Below are 19,226 nucleotides of genomic sequence, written 5' to 3' on the forward strand. Positions count from 1 at the left end.
CTTGAAGGGCAGAAAAGCAGCGCGGCACGCGTGTGTGATGCGAGAGCACGAAAGGGAAACCGTGGATTTCGAAGTGTGGCCAGAAGCCATTGAGCTGGGAGAGATGTTCGCCGAGGAAGGCTACGAACTGGCACTCGTGGGCGGGCCGGTGCGCGACCTGCTGCTGCGCCGCCCTTCGCACGACCTCGACTTTTGCACATCGGCACGCCCCGAGCAGTTCGAACCGATCCTGCGGCGCTGGGGGCACGACGGCTTCTGGGACATGGGCCGCAAATTCGGTACACTGGGCGCCATGCGCCGTCGCCCCGACGGCACCGAAGTGCAGGTGGAGATCACCACATACCGCAGTGACGAATACGACCCGGACTCTCGCAAGCCCGAGGTGAGCTACGGCGATTCGCTCGAAGGCGACCTGTCGCGCCGCGACTTCACGGTGAACGCGATGGCGTTGCGCGTGCCCGGCCTTGAATTCGTCGATCCTTTCGGCGGCGCGAACGACCTGTCGAAGCGCGTGCTGCGCACACCGGTCGACCCGCGCCAGTCCTTCGACGACGACCCGTTGCGCATGATGCGCGCCGTGCGCTTTGTAGCGCAGCTCGGCTTCCGCATCGAACCCGAGACCGCCGAGGCGATCTGCGCGATGGCCGACCGCCTTGGCATCGTCTCCGCCGAACGCGTGCGCGACGAACTCGTGAAACTGCTGTTGAGCGACCGCCCGCGCGCGGGCATCGAGGCATTCGTCGACTCCGGCCTCGCCGACGTGGTGTTCCCCGAGATCCCCGCGCTGCAGCTCGAGATCGACGAACACCACCGCCACAAAGACGTGTTCGAACACACGATGATCGTGATCGATCGCGCGGTGGCGCTCGAAACCGGCCCCGACGGCCCGGTGCCGGCTCCGGACCTGACGTTGCGCCTCGCCGCGTTGATGCACGACATCGGCAAGCCGAAGACGCGCCGCTTCGAGGCCGGCGGCAAGGTCAGCTTCCACCACCACGACGCCGTCGGCGCCAAAATGACGCGCAAACGCCTCAAGGCGCTGCGCTTCGACCACCATGTGGTCGACGACGTGAGCGAACTGGTGAACCTGCATCTGCGCTTCCACGGCTATGTGGATGAACCCTGGACCGACGCCGCGGTGCGCCGCTATGTCAAGGACGCCGGTCCGCTGTATGAGCGGCTCAACCGCCTGACACGCGCCGACGCCACCACACAGAACCGGCGCAAGGCGCTCGTGTTCAAGACCGCGATGGACGAGATGGAGGAGCGCGTGCGCGCGCTCAAGGAGCAGGAGGACTTCAACGCGATCCGCCCCGACCTCAACGGCAACGAGATCATGCAGGAACTCGGGCTCGAACCCGGCCCGCAGGTGGGCGCCGCGTACCGCCACATGCTCGACTACCGGCTCGACAACGGGCCGGTGGGGCGTGAGGAGGCGCTCGCCGAGCTGCACCGCTGGTACGACGCCCAGCGGTAAGCGGCAAGCTACAGCTCAGCCGACCGGTGTGTGCTCCGGTGCCTTCGGCACGTCGGTGAGCTTGTCGGCCGCCTTGCAGCCTTCCATGTTCGAGATCTCCGAACCGGTCTTCGGCAGCTGGTCGGTCTCTTCGAGGTCCTTGAACGTGGCGCCGAGGATGATGTCGACAAGCTTGTCCTCACGGTCGTCCATCACCAGTTGCGCGTCTGGGAAATTGCTCGCGATCGTGTACGCCTGCACAATCGCGTTCTTGCCGAAGACGATCTGCGTGCGCTCCACCTTCGCGCTGTCGTAATTGTCGACGCCCTGCACCACGAACTCGCGGTTCTCGAGCGCCTGGCCCACGGCCTGCGCGAAGCCCGTGAACTTCGTGCCGTTGAGCACGCGCACCGTGACCGCGCGGTTCTCCGGGTATTTCGGCTTCGATCCATCCGCCGCCGGCGAGACGCACGGCGCCGTACGCCCGTAGTTCGCTTCCACGGCAGCCGATTTGACCTCGCCCAAACCGCCCACATGGAAGAACACGAGCAGAGCCGCCACGAGCGCCGCCACCAGGACGACGCCGCAGATGCCGAAAACGATTGTCTGACGTTTGCGCACATAGCGTTTGCGTGCCTCACGCACCTCGTTGTTCTGGGCCATACCTGTTCCTTGTTCGCGAGCTGACTAGAGACGAGCATAACCCATGTGGCTGACGCTCGGCCCCTGTTTTCCGCCGCTGAAGCACCCCGCGCGAGGCGGTGCATCAGGCCGCTTCTACGCGCACGACCGGCCGCGCCGGGGCGTCGGCGAAGTAGATGCGGTCCACCGCGTCCGCCTGCAACCATGCGCGCTGCACGGCCTGCGCCGCCGGCTCATTTGGCACGAACGCGATGACCGAGGGGCCGGAGCCCGACACGAACGCGGTGCTCGCACCGGCGCCGAGCGCCGCGTCAATCGCCACGCCACTGCGCGGGTGCAGCGAGATGGCCGCCTGCTGCAGGTCATTGGGGCCTCCTGCGGCACCGAGCACGTCGAACGCCGCATAGACCTCGGGCGTGCTCAGCTGGGCGCGGTAGGCGCCCACGAGCACGCTGCCCGTGCAGCCACCGGCGCGCAGGGAGAGCACGCGCGTGTCGTCTTCGGCGAGCGGCTCGACGCGCTCGCCGAAGCCCGTGCCGAGCGCGTAGCCGCCGCGCAGGCAGAACGGCATGTCGGCGCCGAGCGTCGCGGCGATCGGGCTCAGCCGCTCCACCGGCCAATGCAGGCCCCACAGCTCGTTGAGCGCGAGCAGTGTGCCGGCGGCGTCGACCGACCCGCCGCCGAGACCCGCGCCAACGGGGATGTTCTTTTCGATGCGGATGCCGGCGTCCGGCTCCACGCCCGCCGCCTGCGCGAGCGCGAACAGCGCGCGCACGGCGTGGTTGCGGCGCATGTCGCTCGCCGACGAGGCGAGGTCGCCCAGATGCTGCCCGGCGAGTTCGAGCGAAAAGCCGGCGCCGGGGCGTTTGCCGGTCACGATGACCATGTCGTAGAGCCCAATCGCGCAATACACTGTTTCGAGCGCATGGCGGCCGCCCCACTCCTCGTGGCGCGCGCCCACATGCAGCGTCAGGTTCGTTTTGGCAGGGCACTGCACCTGCACCGTGGTCATGCTCGCGCCTCCCCGAGTGCGGCGGCGAGCTGCACGAACTCGTCGATCGACAGTGTCTCGCCGCGGCGCGTGGCGTCGATGCCGGCGCGATCGTACGCTTCGGGCGGCACAATCTTCTTGAGCGCCGCGTGCAGTGTCTTGCGGCGCTGGCCGAACGCGGCGTCGACCAGGCGGAACACCGTCTCGCGGCTCACACCAGCACGATCGGCCGGCGCGGCGCCCGCCGGGTAGCGGCGGAACAGCACAAGCGCGGAGTCCACGTTCGGCGCGGGCCAGAACACGTTGCGGCCGATTGCGCCCACGGTCTGCGCGGTGCCGTACCACGCCAGTTTGACGCTTGGGGTGCCGTAGATCTTGGTGCCGGGCTGGGCGGCCAGGCGGTCCGCCACCTCTTTCTGCACCATCACCAGGAACGTATCGAGGTTCGCAAAGCGTTCGAGCAGCGTCAGCACAATCGGCGTGGCCACGTTGTACGGCAGGTTGGCCACGAGCACAAAGCGGTCGTCACCGTTGAAATCGGGCAGCGACTGCGGCGTGAGCGTCAACGCGTCCGCGTTGACGACACGCAGGCGGTCCGCGGCGTCGGGCATGAATTCGGCGACCGTGCGCGGCAGGCGTTCGGCCACCGGCGGGTCGATCTCGACGGCCGTCATGCGTGCGCCGGTTTCCAAGATCGCCAGCGTGAGCGAGCCGAGGCCCGGGCCCACTTCGAGCACATGGTCGGTGGGCTGCACACCGGCCTCGCGCACGATGCGCCGCACGGTGCCCGGGTCGATCACGAAGTTCTGGCCGAATTTCTTGGTGGGGCTGATGCCGGCGTCGGCGGCGATGCGGCGGATGTCGGCCGCGCCGAGCAGCCTGCCGGTGGCTGGGGTGGGCGTGGGCGATTCAGGTGCGGATGCGGGGTCGGTCATGGTCGGTCCTTGTGGTGGGTCTGTAGGCATGCGGGGCGGTTGCGGTGTGGGAGCGGTGGTTTAGTACCAGCCGTGCTTTTCCGAGTGTTCCCAAGCCTTGGTGGGTGAACCGTATCGGCCGGCGATGTAGCTCAGGCCCCAATCGATCTGCGCGGCGGCGTCGTCGCGGTAATTGGCGCCGAACGCGGCCATTTTGCTCGGCGGCAGCGATTGCGGGATGCCATAGGCTCCCGACCAGGGGTTCTCCGCGTTCCAACGCCAACCTGATTCACGGTTCCACAGGCTCACCAGGTTCTGCCAATCCTTGCCCGTCCAGCCGTACTGGGCGGCGGCGCCGGCCGCGTATGCCTGCGCGGCGGCTGCCGTCGGCCGGTAGAGGCGGCTGCCTGCGGCCGGATCCGACGGTTGCTGCGTCGGCTGTTGTGTCGGCTTCTGTGTCGGCTTCTGTGTCGGCTTCTGTGTCGGCGCTGACGTTGGCTTTTGGGTGGGGGTCTGCGCTGGCGTTGGCTGTTGCGTGGGGGTTTGAACGGGCTGCTGTGTGGGGGTCTGGGTCGGCTGCTGTGTGGGGTCGCTCGTGCTCGGCTCCGGCTCCGGTTCGGTGGTCTGCGGCGCACTCGGTTCAGGGCTGCTTGTGTCCGCTGTGGAATCGTCGTCATTGCCATCTGCAGTGCCGCCAGCTGCGTTGTCATCGCTGTCGTTGGCGCCGGTATCCTCGCCCTCGTCGGTCTTCGCGGGGGCCTCGGGCCCGACCGCGATCACTTCGTCGAGCGCCACTTTCGTCACCGTCTCATCGGTCTGTTCGCGCGTCTGCGCCTTGCCGTCCACATATGTCACGCGGTAGGTGATCTTCTTCTCGCCGTTGACTCCCACCTGTTCCACGCGCGTCTCGCCCGGCGCGAGCGAGGCGTCGGTCACGAAGCGCGTGAGGTATGGGATCGATTCGGTCGCGGTCTCGTCACCGTAGGTCACGCGTTCCACGCGCAGAATCGTCTTGCCGCCGTCTTTCTCGACGCTCACGCGGTCATCTTTGCCCAGCACGATGCTCTTGGAGTCCAGGATCGACGCGGCGGGCAGTTTGCCGTTCGGCGCCACCGAGGTCTTGCCGTCGGCCACCACGGTCACCGGTCCGTCCGCGTTGATCATGAACCCGCCGGTGAGCTGGTTGTAGACGTTCTTGATGTCCACGCGCACACGCGACGCGGCCACCTCGTTCTGTTCGAAGAAGTCCAGCAGTTGTTCGGCGCTGTCTGCCACGGTCCAGAACGGCACGTCCTGGCCGTCGATGCTGATCGTGGTCTGGTAGGCGCTTTTCACCGTGACCACATCATGGTCGGTCAGCGCGCCGGCGGACGTGGATTGCACCAGATCGTGCGTCTTGACGTCAACGCCCTGTTCGCGCAGCAGGCCGGTCACCGTGGTGGCGTAGGTCGTCACATGCCGTGTCTCGCCGTTCACGCTCAGGGCCACGGCCTTGCGCGTGGTGCACAGGAAGAACGTGGCGCACAGCGCGAACGTGGCAAGCGCGCAGATCACCACGCGGAGCCGCCGCAATGCAGTGAACCGTTGCGGTGTCCATCGTCTGGCCATGGTTCCCCTTTGGGTTGTGCGAACAAAACAACTGTCCTTAGATTGTACGCAAGCGCTGCGTCATCCGGTCCCCGATGCTCACCCTCGCTTAGGGATGCGCAAGACGATGCAAAGTAGCGGGGGAGGTATTTTGGGCAATGACGGAAAAGAGAAGGGGTGGGGGCGAGAGAGAAGGGGATGTTCTCGCCCCCGGCGGGAGGAAGCTGGTTGGGGGGATGCTTCGTCCCGCACCAGAAGGCTTAAGTTGGGGGAGCCCTCTGGATTTACTTACTCAGAGGTAAGAATTATATTGCTGTTGAATTATCAACCATGCACCGCAGATAGTGTACACGGAGAATCGAGTCAACGCAAATCGAGCCTCCTGTCGGGATCGAACCGACGACCTGCCGCTTACAAGGCGGCCGCTCTGGCCATCTGAGCTAAGGAGGCGGTAGCTTGTGTTGCTTCGGCCTGCTGTGTGCAGACGAAAGAACAGCATAGCAGCATATGTGGAATGGTCAAGGCGAACCACGGAAAATGTTCGGTTTTTCCGCGGTTCGCCACCCGCGGCCATGCTATTTGGTGATTGGCTTGCCTTCGGCGCCGATGGACGGCAGGTCTCCCTTCACGCCCACCTGATCGGGCTTGAGGCCGATCGCATTGAGCAGCGCGTCGAACATCGTGCTGCTGCCGCCCGCCGAGTTCATGTCCCAACGGTGGCCGTTGATCGTCACGGTCGGCGTGGACATCTGCCCTTCGGAGTTCTGCAGGTTCTCCTGATGCGGCGTGTAGCCGAACACCGCGTTGAGCCAATCGTCGTAGCTGCGCGTGGCGGCCTTGCCTGCCACTTCCTCGGGCACGCCGGCGTTGGTGAGCTGTTCCTTGATCTGGTCGTCGCTCACCGGCTCGTACGCACTGCCCTCCTGCGGCTGGAAGTCTTCGGCGTACAGGTTTTGCACGGCGTGCAGCAGGTGGTCCGGATTGCTGTCGTGGTCGCTCACATACAGAATCGCGTTCGCCGCGCGCGACGAGTAGTCGTCGGTGGAGAAGCGGTCCATGAACGCCATGAAGTGCAGGTCGAGGTTGATCTGCCCGGCGTCCACAAGTTTCGTCAGCTTGGCGTCGAGCTGACGGTTTACGCTGCCGCAGCCCGGGCAGATGAAGTCCATGTAGATGCCGATCGTCGGCACGTTCTCCACGGCCTTGCCATAGCCGTCCTTCGAGATGAGGATGCCGCCTTCGTCGTCGGCGTGCGTGGGGCGTGAATCGAGCGTCTTGAGCTGTTCGTGCGCCTGCTCGACCGTCAGGTCGGCGCCGGACGATTCGCCGCCCGACGTCTGCGGGTGTAGGCTGCGGTAGACCGCCACGCCCGCCACCGCGAGCAGGACGACCACGACGGCGATCACGATGACGCCGATGATCGTCTGCTGTTTGCGCTCCTTCGCCTGTTGTTCGGCGCGCGCCTGCGCCTTCGCCCGCTGTTCGGCGCGGCGCTCGGCGTGCGTCTGCCTGTGCGGCTCCTGCAGTTTGTTTGCCATCGGGCTCCTTTCCCAAATCCTGTTAGGCAGTGTATGCGCCCGCCGGGTCATTGGCATCCGTACGCGCGAACATTCACGCAATGCTCACCATGTGGGCAGCGGGAACCAGTCCATGACCGGCGCCACCTCAATATTGACGGCCGCGGCGAGCGCGCACGCCACCTCCGCGGCGAGCCAGACGTACTGGCGTCGGTTCGTGCGCGCAAGGCCGCCCATTTCGCTGTTCTGGCGCCGCGTCAGGCCAATCGCCCAACCGGCGCCCAACCGCAGCTGCTGCGACTTCGGCCCGAGCGCGCCCGCGAGCCACGCCAACGCCATGGCCACCGCGCAGGCCGCGCCCGACGCCGACTGCGGCACGTCGTAGGGCACCTGCACCTGTACCGTCCAATCCCACAGCGCCACCGCGACGCCGGTGGTCGGCAGGCCACCGCCAAGCGTGGCGAGCGCGAGCATGAGCGCATAGGCGAGCCACATCGCCAATATGCGTGGCAGTGCGAACGCGGCCGCTTTGAGCACGTGCCACGGCAAGGTCAGTACGCGCAGCGCCCCGTCCGATGTACGCGTCCGGCCAGCGCGGCGCAATACGCGCGTGGTCTGCGCGCTCGCGTCGAGACCGAAGGCGATGAGCATCCACGTGAGCATCGACGCGGCGATCAATGCGATGACCGGCATCGACGCCGCGCACAACGCGAGCGGCACCGCGAGCAGTGCGCAGGCGAGCCGTCCGCGCTCGGTGAGGCGCGGGCACGGGTCGAGGGGCATGGAAGCGGCGGCTGGCGGGTCGGGCGGCGCTGCGGTGATGGCTTGCGCGGCAGGGAGCGGTTGCACGGCGGCCGGCATAGCCGCAACGGGCATCGGTGCCGCGCCTGCCGTGCCATAGTGCGGCTGCGGTCGCTGCAGCGGGGGCGCGAAGACCTGTGTGCGTTCTTCGGGCCGCTCCTGCGGCAGGGCTGTCGTGCGGGCGGCGGTGGGTGCTGTGCGCGTGCCCTGCGGCAGCGCCTGCGTGGCGGCCTCGGCCGGTTGCGCCGGCGGCGCTGGCACGGCCATCGTCGGCGCAGGGTCCTCTTCTTCCGGCTGCGTGCGCGCGGAGGCGTGCAGGTCGGCCGGGTCGTAGCTGATCATCGCCGTCGGCATCGATTGCGCGCGCCACAAGCGGCGCGGATTGTCCACATACTGGTTTTTCCTCAGCGCCGCTCCGCTCATGGGAGCGGGGGAATCAAAAGGGGGCATCGGCTCCGGTGTCTGCCATGCGTCCGATTGGATGGCTTCGAGCAGTTGCGCCGGCGTGCACCGCTGGCGCGGATTCGGGTGGAGCGCCGCTCGGAACGCCTGCAATGTGCGCGGAGGCAGGCCCTGCAGATTCGCGTTGCCGGAGGCCTCGCGCTGCAGCACCGCCATCATCGGCTGCGTGCCGAACACCGGTGCGCCGGTCGCGGCGAACGCGAGCACAGATGCTGTGGACCACCAGTCGGTCGCATCGTTCGCCTCCACGCCTTCGATGATCTCGGGCGCGATGAACCCCGGCGTGCCCATCACAAGCCCCGTGCTCGTCACATGGCTCTCGCCCTCGCCCATCGCGATGCCGAAATCGACGAGCACCGGCCCCGTCACCGAGATCATCACATTGGTCGGTTTGATGTCGCGGTGCACAATGCCCGCCGCGTGCACCGCGCGCACGGCGTCGATGAGCTTCGAGGCGAGCCGTTCCAGATCCTCGCCCACATACCGGCCGTTCTGCATCACGTCTTCGCGTAGGTTCTTGCCTTCAATCAGCTCGGTCACAATGAACGCGAGCGCGTCGTCGATCTCCATGTCGACGATGCTGCACACGCCCGGGTCCTTGATGCGTTTGAGCGCCATCGCCTCGCGGCGCAGGCGCTCGCGGGCGGTGGTCTGCGCGCGTTGCGCGGTGGCGTCCTCGTCGTCGAGCGAGTCGCGCAGGATCTTCATCGCGTAGCTCGTGCCGCCGCCGTCCACGACGCGCCACACCGATCCCATCGCGCCCGTGCCAAGGCGTGAGACGAGCGTGTATCCACCGACGATGTCGCCGGGCTCCAGATTCAACGCGTGCAAATCACTCATAATGTTCTATCGTACGATTTGCGCGCACAATTGCGCGGATTGTTCACGGTGCGTTCACTGATCCTGGTCTGTGGCGGTGTTCGTGGCCGTGCCTGCGGTGGCCTGCGGTGGCGTTGGGGTGTCGAGCGAGGGGTCGAGTTCGTCGAGCGGCGTGGTGCGCACCGACGAAAGGCCGTCGTGGTGCGTCAGCTTGTGGATGTGGTGTTTCTTCGTGGTGATGCGGTGCGTGCGCTTGAGCTCGGCGTTGAGTTGGCTCACCGAGTCCGCCAGACGCAGCATTTCGGCGCGTATGAGGCGCATCTCCGCGCCGTTGAGCGACGACGAGGATGTGGAATCGTCGTTTGGTTTCTTCGTCACGTTGACTTGGTCGATGATCCACGACGAGATCATGGCGCTCACGATACCGATGAGGGCGATGCCGGTGAGCATCAGCCCCACGGCCACGATCTTTCCGATGTCGGTCACGGGGTAGACGTCGCCGTAGCCCACTGTCGTCACCGTCACGAACGCCCACCACAGCGAAAGGGGGAATGTCGTGATCGTGGCGTTCGGCGCCAGGTGCTCGGCGGAGTATTCGGCGAGCGCGCCCACATAGATGAGCATGAGGATGGCGCTCGTGGCGTAGAGCGTGATGCGCCCGCGGGTCATGGCGCCGGCGCTGCGGTTGAAGATGTGCAGCATCGGGATCAGGCGCAGCATGCGCAGCGGACGGAATATCGGCAGCGCGAGCGTGAGCAGCAGCAGGATGTTCCTGCGGAACCACAGCCATTTGTCCTGCGCCAGGAACAGCTCCACCAGATAGTCGATGCCGTATACGGCCCACACCGTGTTGATCGCGATGAGGCAGCCCTGCTGATGGGTCTGTGCGAGGATCTGCCATGAGTATGCGAACAGGAACACCGCCGACAGGATGAACAGCGGTATGTTCGTGATCCGTTCCCATTTCTCCAGAGTCATACTGTCGATTGTACGGGCGGAGAGGCGGCCGCGGCGCGGAATCGGGCACGGGTGAACAGGGCCGTGGCCGGGCGAAACTCCCGGATGATTGACAAGTTCGGCCCCTCGTGTAAACTAAACCAACAGTTCGTCATGGTAATTCATGATGGGCGAATGTAGAAGTTTGTTGCCGCGTCGATGTCGACGGCTGCAGATGGAAACGCCATAACAAATAAGTAATCCCCTCACAACGGATCGTTCGGCACGTACCTGCCGATGAAAGGATGAACAAAATGGCAGAAGTCATTTTTGATCATGTCACTCGTATCTACCCGGGCAACGACAAGCCGTCGGTGGATGACCTGAATCTCGATATCAAGGATGGCGAGTTCCTCGTGCTCGTCGGTCCTTCCGGCTGCGGCAAGTCGACCACCCTCCGCATGCTCGCGGGCCTCGAAGAGGTCAACAAGGGCCGCATCCTCATCGGTGGCAAGGACGTCACCACAATGCAGCCGAAGGATCGCGACATCGCCATGGTGTTCCAGAACTACGCGCTGTACCCGCACATGACCGTCGCCGACAACATGGGCTTCGCCCTGAAGATCGCCGGCACCCCGAAGGAAGAGATCCGCAAGCGTGTCGAGAAGGCCGCTGAGATCCTCGACCTTACCGAGTTCCTCGACCGCAAGCCGAAGGCCCTCTCCGGTGGCCAGCGCCAGCGTGTGGCCATGGGCCGCGCAATCGTGCGTGAGCCGAAGGTCTTCCTTATGGATGAGCCGCTGTCGAACCTTGACGCGAAGCTCCGTGTGCAGACCCGTACCCAGATCGCCGCTCTGCAGCGTCAGCTGGGCGTCACCACCCTGTACGTGACCCACGACCAGACCGAGGCCCTGACGATGGGCGACCGCATTGCCGTCATCAAGCTCGGCATCCTGCAGCAGGTCGGCGCCCCGACCGAGCTGTACGACCGCCCGGCGAACGTCTTCGTCGCAGGCTTCATCGGCTCGCCGTCCATGAACCTCAACACCCACCCGGTGGTGAACGGCAAGGCCCAGATCGGCGCCGACACCATGGACCTGCCGAAGGAAGCCCTCGACAAGCTGACCCCGGAAGACAACAACGAGATCGTCGTCGGCTTCCGTCCGGAAGACGCCTCCCTGGCCGCGCCGGATGAGGAGAACGCCTTCTCGCTCAAGGTCGTGAACGTCGAGGACCTCGGTTCCGACGGCTACATCTACGGCAACATCATCACCGACGGCTCGGTTGCTGAGCAGACCTCGATGATGTCCGACCAGAACAAGCTGACCACGATCCGCGTGAACCCGCGCGTGCTGCCGAAAGTCGGCGACATCGTCAAGATCAAGGTCAACCCGGCCAAGATGCACCTGTTCGCTCCTTCTACAGAGCTGCGTCTAAACTAGTCTTGACGGGGATTGCTGTGCCCCGCCAATGAACAACACAAGGTCCTTTCTCTCTCTTGTCGCCTTGTGACCGAAGCCCCGCGTTGCAGCGGGGCTTCGGCGTATATGCAGCCAATGGTTCCAAGGATTCGGGGACGTGCGCACCGCGCGCGCATAGTGAGGTAGAGTAGCGACTATGAGTTTGAGCGACAACAACGGCCACCTGGACCCCCGTGCGTTGAAAGCCACGTCGGTCAAAGCCACCGACCCCGCATCGCCGGCGGACGAACCCGCTTCGCTGAAGATCACGTCCGCGAGCGCCGACCCCAAGATGTTCATGCTTCCATGGGAAAAGCCGCTCGCCACATGGCCGGCCGACCTGCTCGTCAACCTGCCGCGAGGCATCTCCCGCCACATCGTGCGCTTTGTGCGCGTGGGCGACCAGGTGTACGCGATGAAGGAGATCACGCGCAGTGTCGCCGAACGCGAATACGAGCTGCTGCGCCAGCTGCAGAAGCTCAACCTGCCCACCGTGCAGCCGATCGCCGTGGTGACCGGCCGCCACGACGACCAGGGTGAGCCGCTCGAGGCGATCCTCGTGACGAAGCACCTGCGCTTCTCGATGCCGTACCGTGCGCTGTTCGCACGCACGCTGCGGCCCGACACCGCCGAAAAGCTCATCGACGCCCTGGCCGTGCTCATGGTGCGCCTGCACCTCGCCGGCTTCTACTGGGGCGATGTCTCCCTTTCGAACGTGCTGTTCCTCAAGGACGCCGACGCGTTCTCCGCGTTCCTTGTGGACGCCGAGACCGGCGAACTGCAGATCAACCTGACCGAGGGCCAGCGTGAATACGACATCGACCTGGCGCGCACCAACATCATCGGCGAACTCATGGATCTGAGCTCGGGCCAGCTGCTGCCTCCCGATGTGGACGAGATCGAGGTGGGCAACCGGCTCGTCGACCGCTACCATTCGCTGTGGAGCGCGCTCACCGACACTGACAACCTCAACCCGAACGAGATGTGGAAGATCGAGAAGCGTGTCAACCGCCTCAACGAACTCGGTTTCGACGTCGATGAGCTCGAGATGAACACGACCGACGACGGCAAGCGTGTGCTTGTGCGCCCGCGCGTCGTGGACGCCGGCTATGCGAACCGCAAACTGCTGCGCCTGACCGGCCTCGACGTGCAGGAGAATCAGGCGCGCCGCCTGCTCAACGATCTGGATGCCTACCGTGCTTCCACATGGCGTGACGGCGAGGATCTGGAGATTGTGGCGACCGACTGGATGCGCGAAGTGTTCGAGCCCACGGTGCGCATGATTCCGCCGGAATACCGTACGCAGATCGATCCGGCCCAGTTCTTCCACGAAGTGCTCGACCACCGCTGGTACATGGCGGAGAAAGCCGGACACGATGTGCCGATGCCAGTCGCGGTGGAAAGCTATGTGCGAGACATCCTGCCCACGCAGAAGCTCGATTCCAAGGAACTCGACGAGCTCAACGCCGAAGCCGACTCCGGCGTGATCGACGAGCGTTCGACGTATGGCGACGACGCCGGGCACGATGACGATTACAATCCCGAATACGATCAGGACGCCGCCGTCTGGGCGCAGTGATTCCGCCCGCATATGCGAATGGCCGTCCGCACTGGTGCAGTGCGGACGGCCATTTCGTTATCTGCGCGCGTACCTCACTCGCTTGCCGCGGCTTCGCGGCGCGCGCGGTCCGCTGCGTACATCGCGATGCCGGCGGCGACCGACGCGTTGAGGGACTCCACCGCGTTCGACATGGGGATGCCGGCGATGCAGTCGCACGCCTCGCGCGTGAGGCGGCTCAGGCCCTTGCCTTCCGACCCGAGCACAATGACGAGCGGGTCGGTCTCGAAGCCGGTTTCGCCGACGAGCGCGCTGCCGCCGCCATCGAGCCCAACGCTGTAGTAGCCGCGCTCCTTAAGCGCCTCGATCGCCTTCGTCAGATTGACGACGCGTGCCACCGGCATGTGTGCGGCGGCGCCCGCGGACACCTTCCACGCGGTCGCGTTGACCGAGGCGGAACGGCGTTCGGGCAGGATCACGCCATTCGCGCCGAATGCGGCGGCCGAACGGATGACCGCGCCGAGGTTCTGCGGGTCGGTGATGCCGTCGAGCGCGATGAACAGCGGGCGTGCGGCGATGCGCGCGGCCGCCGAGTTCGCCGCCTCCATCGCCTTCGCCTTGCGTTCGGCGCGTTCGGCGAGTTCGATGAGTGACGAATACTGGAAGGGCTGAGCCTTCATGATCACGCCCTGATGGTTCGTGGAGCGCGCGATGCGGTCCATCTCCAAGCGGTCCGCCTCGAGCAGGTTCAGGCCGTTCGTGCCGGCCAGACGTACGATCTCGCGCGTGCGGTCGTCATGCTCGAGCCGCGACGCCACATACAGCGTGCTCGCCGGCACGCCGACGCGCAACGCCTCGAGCACGGCGTTGCGGCCGATGACCAGATCGTCGGAATCCGACGTGAACTTCGCCACGCGGCGGCGGGCCGCCAGACGCGGGTCGGAACGCTGGCGCTTTTCCGCCTGCCTCTTGGCCTTGAACGCCTTGTGGTACACGCGGTCCTCGGCCTTGGGAGTGGGGCCCTTGCCCTTGAGTTTGTTACGATGCTTGCCGCCCGACCCCTTGGTCGGTCCTTTCTTGCTAACCATGCGTCCAATTCTTTCAGCACCCCGCGCCAAAAACGCCGCCATCCACGCACGCAATGGCGCAGATTGTGCATATAGAGTATAGGATGCGGCCGTGTCCGCCTGTAGACAAACGGCTATGGAATAATGGCAACCGAATGCGGCACCGCGGTTGCGGGGCCGTGCCAATAACCGCGCAGTCCTGTAGCGGCCACCGGCTTGTGTTGCGCCGACAACTCGACTGACTACTCCGCGGCTGACCGAGGAGAATACCATTATGGATGATCGCATCATAGATCCATCTGCTCTTTCGCGCGAACCCCACGTGGAACCAGAGGATGCCAAGGAAACCCAGGAGGTGAAAGCGCAGCAGGCTCTGCTGAACGACGTCGATCCGTCGCTCACCGACGCCGACCAGGTGGCGCAGGCGCTCAATGTAGACCCGCGCACCGGCCTGAGCTCCGAAGAAGCCAAGCGCCGACTCGACAAGTTCGGCCCCAATGAGCTGGCCAGCGCACCGCCGGTCCCCAAGTGGAAGAAGTTCCTGCAGCAGTTCCAGGACCCGCTCGTCTACCTGCTGCTCGCCGCCACCGCCATCTCGCTTGTGGCGTGGATCATCGAAAAGGTGAACGCGGCGCCGGGCGCCGAAGGCGAGGCGCTGCCGTTCGACTCCATCGTGATCGTGCTGATCCTGATCGTCAACGCCGTGCTGGGCTATATGCAGGAAGCGAAGGCGGAAGAGGCCGTCAACGCGCTTTCCGAAATGACCGCACCCACGTCCAACGTGCTGCGCAACGGCCGTGTGGAACGCATCAACACGACCGACATCGTGCCCGGTGACATCCTGGTGCTTGGCGAAGGCGACACCGTGCCGGCCGACGGCCGACTGCTCGCCGCGGCGAGCCTGCGCATCGCCGAGGCGTCGCTCACCGGCGAATCGGTGCCGGTGAGCAAGAAGCCCGCCACGCTCGACAGCGCGAAGGCGCTCGGCGACCGCGCGAACATGGTGTTCAACGGCACGTCCGTGACGCAGGGCACCGGCCGCGCCATCGTGACCGGCACCGGCATGAACACGCAGGTGGGCAAGATCGCCGACCTGCTCCAGTCCACCGAAGACGAGGCCACGCCGCTGCAGAAGGAGATGAACCACGTCTCCAAGATCCTGGGCATCGCCGTGTGCATCATCGCCGTGGTCGTGCTGCTCGCGCTCGCGGTCCTCGAAGGCTTCCACAGCGTGCACGACGTGATTGATTCGCTGCTGCTCGCCGTGTCGCTCGCCGTCGCGGCCGTGCCTGAAGGCCTCGCCGCGATCCTGACCGTGGTGCTCGCGCTCGGCGTGCAGCGCATGGCCGCGCACCACGCGATCGTCAAGAAGCTGCACTCGGTGGAGACGCTGGGCTCCGCTTCGGTGATCTGCTCTGACAAGACCGGTACGCTCACGCGCAACGAGATGACCGTCGAGCGCGTGGTCGTGCCGTCGGGCGAAGTCGAACTGACCGGCACCGGCTATGCGCCGGAAGGTGACATGGTCTCCATCGACGGCTCCGCGGTCCCCGAGAACATCGCGAACGAAGTCCTCGCCACGCTCGGCGCGGGCACACTCGCGAACGACGGCGAACTGCGCGAGGGCGAGAAGCCCGGCACCTGGGAGATCGTGGGCGATCCGACCGAGGTCTCGCTCGTCGTGGCCGCCCGCAAGACGCACGCGGACAAGAAGTTCGCGCACTTCGACCGCGTGGCCGAAATCCCGTTCACGTCCGAACGCAAGCGCATGTCCGTCATCGCGCGCAACGCGACCGACGCTGGCAAGCTCACCGTCTTCGCGAAGGGCGCGCCGGACGTGCTGCTGAGCTACTGCGACCGCATCTACGTGAACGGCGCGATCCGCAAGCTCACCGAAGGCGACCGCCAGGACATCCTCGACACCGTCGAGCGCCTGTCGCGTGAGGCGTACCGTACGCTCGGGGAGGCGTTCCGCCCGCTCGAGACCGATTCGCTCGCACAGATTCCGGGCATCCGCACGAACTCCGCCGGTGAGATCTCCGACATCTCCGAACAGGCCGAGGCGATCGAACAGCACCTTATCTGGAACGGCATGGTCGGCATCATCGACCCGCCGCGCACCGAAGTGCGCGACGCGGTCGCCGAAGCGCACCGCGCGGGCATCCGCACGGTCATGATCACCGGCGACCACCCGCTCACCGCCGCGCGCATCGCCTCCGACCTCGGCATCATCGCCAAGGACGGCAAGGCGCTCACCGGCGACGAACTCGACACGATGGATGAGGCGCAACTCGACAAGGCGACCTCCGAAGTCTCCGTGTATGCGCGTGTGGCGCCCGAGCACAAGCTCAAGATCGTCGAATCGCTGCAGCGCCAAGGCAACATCGCGGCCATGACTGGCGACGGCGTCAACGACGCCCCGGCCGTCAAGTCCGCGGACATCGGTGTGGCTATGGGCATCACCGGTACCGAGGTGACGAAGCAGTCGGCGAAGATGATCCTGGCCGACGACAACTTCTCCACCATCGTGGCCGCCGTGCGCGAAGGCCGCGGCATCTTCGACAACATCCGCAAGTTCCTGCGCTACCTGCTCAGCTCGAACGTGGGCGAGGTCTTCACTGTGTTCTTCGGCGTCGTGCTCGCAGGCTGGCTCGGCATCAAGAACCCGGAGTCCGTGGGTGTGACCGTACCGCTGCTCGCCACGCAGCTGCTGTGGATCAACCTGCTCACCGACGCTGCCCCGGCGCTCGCGATGGGCGTCGACCCGATGACCGAAGACGTGATGAACCGCAAGCCGCGCAAGCTCACCGACCGTGTGATCGACGGCGCGATGTGGGGAGACATCATCTACATCGGCATCATCATGGCGATCGTGACGCTCATCGGCATGGACATGCACCTGACGGGTGGCTTGTTCACCGATCGCTCCGTGGACGCGATGGGCCATGACGCGCAGATGGTGGAGGCCCGCACGATGGGCTTCACGATCCTCGTGTTCGCCCAGCTGTTCAACGCGATCGCCTCGCGCAGCCACCTGCAGAGCGCCTTCGTGGGTCTGTTCTCAAACAAGTGGCTGTGGGGTGCGATTGGCCTGTCGATTGTGCTGCAGCTGTTCGTGATCTACGTGCCGTTCCTCAACACCGCGTTCGGCACCACGCCGCTGCCGCCGATGGCATGGCTCGAGTGCATCGGCCTGGCGTTCTTCGTGCTCGTCGCCTCGGAGGTCCGCAAGGTCTTCCTGCGCATGCGTGCGAAGAAGTGATTCAGTCACACTGAATGACAGTGGGGTTCGGTTCAGCGTGAATCGGACCCCATTTTTTGTGCCCGCAACAGAGAAGCCGCCACCATTTGAGGATTTTCGCCGTTTTCGTCGCCGTTTTCGCTGTTATCGTCATCTTTCCAGCTAAAAAGTGACGATAACAGCGAAAACGGCGACGAAAACGGCGAATCCAAAGAGGTGCCGGCGGTGAGGGGTGCCGTTCGTGGATGAGCAGTGCCGCCTACATCATGCCGGAGGCGATGTTGTGGTCGAGGAGCCACTGGCGCAGGTCGGCGAACTCGTCGAGGCTCACCGAATGGTCGAGGCCGCGGTAGGCGTGCGCGCTGAGCCACGTGTGCTCTTCGAGCCATGCCAAGGTTTCATTCACCAAGAACCGGGGGACCACGGTGTCGCCCGTGCCGTATCCGTAGAAGACGGGGATGTCGAGTGCGGCGAGACGCTCGTCGGCCGGGTGCGTGCCCGGCACAATGCCCGGCGCCACGAAACCGGAGAGGCAGATCGAGGCACGGTACCGTTCGGGATGCACGCGCAACAGTTGTATGGCCAACAATCCGCCCTGAGAGAATCCGATCGGCACCACGTCGCGTTCTGTTGGCACATTGTCCGCGACCCATGTGTCAATCGCCCGCGCGGCGGCATAGGCGTCGTAATCCAGGTCCTCACCGCCCGGCACGGCGTCGTGCAGCCACGAATACGCGCCCGGCTGCGCGAAGAATCCGCCGTTGGACGGCTCCTGCAACGTGATCGGCGCGCGCAGCGACACGAAGTCGTTGTATGGCGCCACATATTGCATCATGCCGGCCAGATCGTCCTCGTTCGACCCCCAACCGTGCAGGCATACAAACAGCGGCCGGTTCGGTTGCGCCGTGGTATCCCCGCGTGACATACGCGTCCGCGTGACTTCGAGCGGTTCGCCGAACCTGCCCGGCACGACGGACGAAGGGCGGCCCACCAATGGTTCCGGTTGCATTGCCTGTGCATCGTTGTTCATGCCTCCACCATACACGCGCGCGGGGCGCCGCACACCCCATGCGCGCACGCTCGTGCCGCCCTGTGGCTACACTGGAACCGAACTGTTGTCGTTGCCGGGCCTCACGGGCGCCGGTGCTAGGAGATGCTTGCCGATGCTGCTGTCCGACCGCGATATTCTGGCCGCTCAGGCCGAGGGCCATATTTCGCTCGAACCGTGGACTCCCGAAATGGTCCAGCCGGCTTCCATCGACGTGCGCCTCGACCGCTTTTTCCGGCTCTTCAACAACCACGCATATACGTACGTCGACCCTGCGGAGAACCAAGGGGAGCTGACCGAGCAGTTCGAGGTCGCCCCCGACGAACCGTGGATCCTGCATCCGGGTGAATTCGCGCTCGGCTCCACATGGGAGTATGTCAGGCTCGATGCGACGCTCGCCGCCCGTCTGGAAGGCAAGAGCTCACTCGGCCGACTCGGCATCCTCACGCATTCGACCGCCGGGTTCATCGACCCGGGTTTTGAAGGGCATATCACGCTCGAACTGTCGAATGTCTCCACGCTGCCGGTCAAACTCTGGCCGGGCATGAAAATCGGGCAGATGTGCTTCTTCCAGCTGAGCTCGCCGGCCGAGCACCCGTATGGATCCGCTGGCACCGGATCGCATTACCAAGGTCAGCGAGGCCCGACGCCGTCGCGGTCGTATGAACGCTTCTACCGCGCGCACATCGACGACTGACGCACCGCGGGCCATTGGCGAAGGGGAGGG

General features: G+C 65.3%; 14 protein-coding genes and 1 tRNA gene. 5 read left to right on the forward strand and 10 right to left on the reverse strand.

Annotation, left to right across the window (positions count from 1 at the left end; all coding sequences use genetic code 11):
* Positions 1-61 precede the first annotated feature (61 nt).
* Entirely contained in the window at positions 62-1,477 is a 1,416-nt protein-coding gene (locus tag OU02_RS05895; RefSeq protein WP_033489276.1) for a CCA tRNA nucleotidyltransferase, read from the forward strand.
* Between the two features lie 15 nt (positions 1,478-1,492).
* Here the strand turns inward: OU02_RS05895 and OU02_RS05900 are convergent, their stop codons facing one another.
* The 8 genes from OU02_RS05900 to OU02_RS05935 form a co-directional block, all read right to left on the reverse strand.
* Complete coding sequence (locus OU02_RS05900; protein WP_033489278.1) at positions 1,493-2,119, reverse strand: LytR C-terminal domain-containing protein; 627 nt, start codon at positions 2,117-2,119, stop codon at positions 1,493-1,495.
* 103 nt (positions 2,120-2,222) lie between these two features.
* A complete protein-coding gene (locus tag OU02_RS05905; protein WP_033489279.1) occupies positions 2,223-3,110 on the reverse strand; it encodes a 4-(cytidine 5'-diphospho)-2-C-methyl-D-erythritol kinase in 888 nt (295 codons plus the stop codon).
* The gene (gene rsmA, locus OU02_RS05910; protein ID WP_051918324.1) at positions 3,107-4,024 is read right to left on the reverse strand and encodes a 16S rRNA (adenine(1518)-N(6)/adenine(1519)-N(6))-dimethyltransferase RsmA; all 918 of its coding nucleotides are present in this window, start codon (positions 4,022-4,024) and stop codon (positions 3,107-3,109) included. Before rsmA ends, OU02_RS05905 begins: the two co-directional genes overlap by 4 nt.
* 60 nt (positions 4,025-4,084) lie before the next feature.
* Positions 4,085-5,611, reverse strand: coding sequence for an aggregation-promoting factor C-terminal-like domain-containing protein (locus tag OU02_RS05915; RefSeq protein ID WP_033489281.1), 1,527 nt, complete (start codon positions 5,609-5,611; stop codon positions 4,085-4,087).
* A 355-nt stretch (positions 5,612-5,966) separates the two neighbouring features.
* A tRNA-Thr gene (locus OU02_RS05920) sits at positions 5,967-6,040 on the reverse strand.
* A 125-nt stretch (positions 6,041-6,165) separates the two neighbouring features.
* The gene (locus tag OU02_RS05925; protein WP_033489282.1) at positions 6,166-7,128 is read right to left on the reverse strand and encodes a DsbA family protein; all 963 of its coding nucleotides are present in this window, start codon (positions 7,126-7,128) and stop codon (positions 6,166-6,168) included.
* An 84-nt stretch (positions 7,129-7,212) separates the two neighbouring features.
* A complete protein-coding gene (locus OU02_RS05930; RefSeq protein ID WP_033489284.1) occupies positions 7,213-9,210 on the reverse strand; it encodes a serine/threonine-protein kinase in 1,998 nt (665 codons plus the stop codon).
* A gap of 54 nt (positions 9,211-9,264) precedes the next feature.
* Complete coding sequence (locus OU02_RS05935) at positions 9,265-10,167, reverse strand: potassium channel family protein (RefSeq protein WP_080720540.1); 903 nt, start codon at positions 10,165-10,167, stop codon at positions 9,265-9,267.
* Between the two features lie 272 nt (positions 10,168-10,439).
* On the opposite strand from OU02_RS05935, the gene OU02_RS05940 reads away from it, so the two are divergent.
* Together OU02_RS05940 and OU02_RS05945 are read left to right on the forward strand one after the other, a co-directional pair.
* Positions 10,440-11,567, forward strand: coding sequence for an ABC transporter ATP-binding protein (locus tag OU02_RS05940; RefSeq protein WP_033489286.1), 1,128 nt, complete (start codon positions 10,440-10,442; stop codon positions 11,565-11,567).
* Between the two features lie 175 nt (positions 11,568-11,742).
* A complete protein-coding gene (locus OU02_RS05945) occupies positions 11,743-13,164 on the forward strand; it encodes a DUF4032 domain-containing protein (RefSeq protein ID WP_033489287.1) in 1,422 nt (473 codons plus the stop codon).
* A 74-nt stretch (positions 13,165-13,238) separates the two neighbouring features.
* On the opposite strand, the gene rlmB is transcribed toward OU02_RS05945, so the two are convergent.
* A complete protein-coding gene (gene rlmB, locus OU02_RS05950; RefSeq protein WP_033489288.1) occupies positions 13,239-14,231 on the reverse strand; it encodes a 23S rRNA (guanosine(2251)-2'-O)-methyltransferase RlmB in 993 nt (330 codons plus the stop codon).
* 253 nt (positions 14,232-14,484) lie between these two features.
* Between rlmB and OU02_RS05955 the strand changes: the two genes are divergently transcribed.
* On the forward strand, positions 14,485-17,472 hold the full coding sequence (locus OU02_RS05955; RefSeq protein WP_033489290.1) for a cation-translocating P-type ATPase: 2,988 nt from the start codon (positions 14,485-14,487) through the stop codon (positions 17,470-17,472).
* Positions 17,473-17,710: 238 nt separating this feature from the next.
* Here the strand turns inward: OU02_RS05955 and OU02_RS05960 are convergent, their stop codons facing one another.
* The gene (locus tag OU02_RS05960) at positions 17,711-18,481 is read right to left on the reverse strand and encodes an alpha/beta hydrolase (RefSeq protein ID WP_033489291.1); all 771 of its coding nucleotides are present in this window, start codon (positions 18,479-18,481) and stop codon (positions 17,711-17,713) included.
* A gap of 133 nt (positions 18,482-18,614) precedes the next feature.
* Between OU02_RS05960 and dcd the strand changes: the two genes are divergently transcribed.
* Positions 18,615-19,196 carry a dCTP deaminase gene (gene dcd, locus OU02_RS05965; RefSeq protein ID WP_033489293.1) on the forward strand — a complete coding sequence of 194 codons (582 nt, stop codon included), beginning with the start codon at positions 18,615-18,617 and terminating at the stop codon, positions 19,194-19,196.
* Positions 19,197-19,226: the final 30 nt, after the last annotated feature.

This window comes from Bifidobacterium pseudolongum subsp. pseudolongum DSM 20099 (assembly GCF_000771225.1).
Classification (GTDB): domain Bacteria; phylum Actinomycetota; class Actinomycetes; order Actinomycetales; family Bifidobacteriaceae; genus Bifidobacterium; species Bifidobacterium pseudolongum.

Coding starts and splice junctions, on each gene's coding strand:
- OU02_RS05900 (WP_033489278.1), bottom strand. CDS start 2,119: ATGGCCCAGAACAACGAGGTGCGTGAGGCACGCAAACGCTATGTGCGC.
- OU02_RS05905 (WP_033489279.1), bottom strand. CDS start 3,110: ATGACCACGGTGCAGGTGCAGTGCCCTGCCAAAACGAACCTGACGCTG.
- rsmA (WP_051918324.1), bottom strand. CDS start 4,024: ATGACCGACCCCGCATCCGCACCTGAATCGCCCACGCCCACCCCAGCC.
- OU02_RS05915 (WP_033489281.1), bottom strand. CDS start 5,611: ATGGCCAGACGATGGACACCGCAACGGTTCACTGCATTGCGGCGGCTC.
- OU02_RS05925 (WP_033489282.1), bottom strand. CDS start 7,128: ATGGCAAACAAACTGCAGGAGCCGCACAGGCAGACGCACGCCGAGCGC.
- OU02_RS05930 (WP_033489284.1), bottom strand. CDS start 9,210: ATGAGTGATTTGCACGCGTTGAATCTGGAGCCCGGCGACATCGTCGGT.
- OU02_RS05935 (WP_080720540.1), bottom strand. CDS start 10,167: ATGACTCTGGAGAAATGGGAACGGATCACGAACATACCGCTGTTCATC.
- OU02_RS05940 (WP_033489286.1), top strand. CDS start 10,440: ATGGCAGAAGTCATTTTTGATCATGTCACTCGTATCTACCCGGGCAAC.
- OU02_RS05945 (WP_033489287.1), top strand. CDS start 11,743: ATGAGTTTGAGCGACAACAACGGCCACCTGGACCCCCGTGCGTTGAAA.
- rlmB (WP_033489288.1), bottom strand. CDS start 14,231: ATGGTTAGCAAGAAAGGACCGACCAAGGGGTCGGGCGGCAAGCATCGT.
- OU02_RS05955 (WP_033489290.1), top strand. CDS start 14,485: ATGGATGATCGCATCATAGATCCATCTGCTCTTTCGCGCGAACCCCAC.
- OU02_RS05960 (WP_033489291.1), bottom strand. CDS start 18,481: ATGAACAACGATGCACAGGCAATGCAACCGGAACCATTGGTGGGCCGC.
- dcd (WP_033489293.1), top strand. CDS start 18,615: ATGCTGCTGTCCGACCGCGATATTCTGGCCGCTCAGGCCGAGGGCCAT.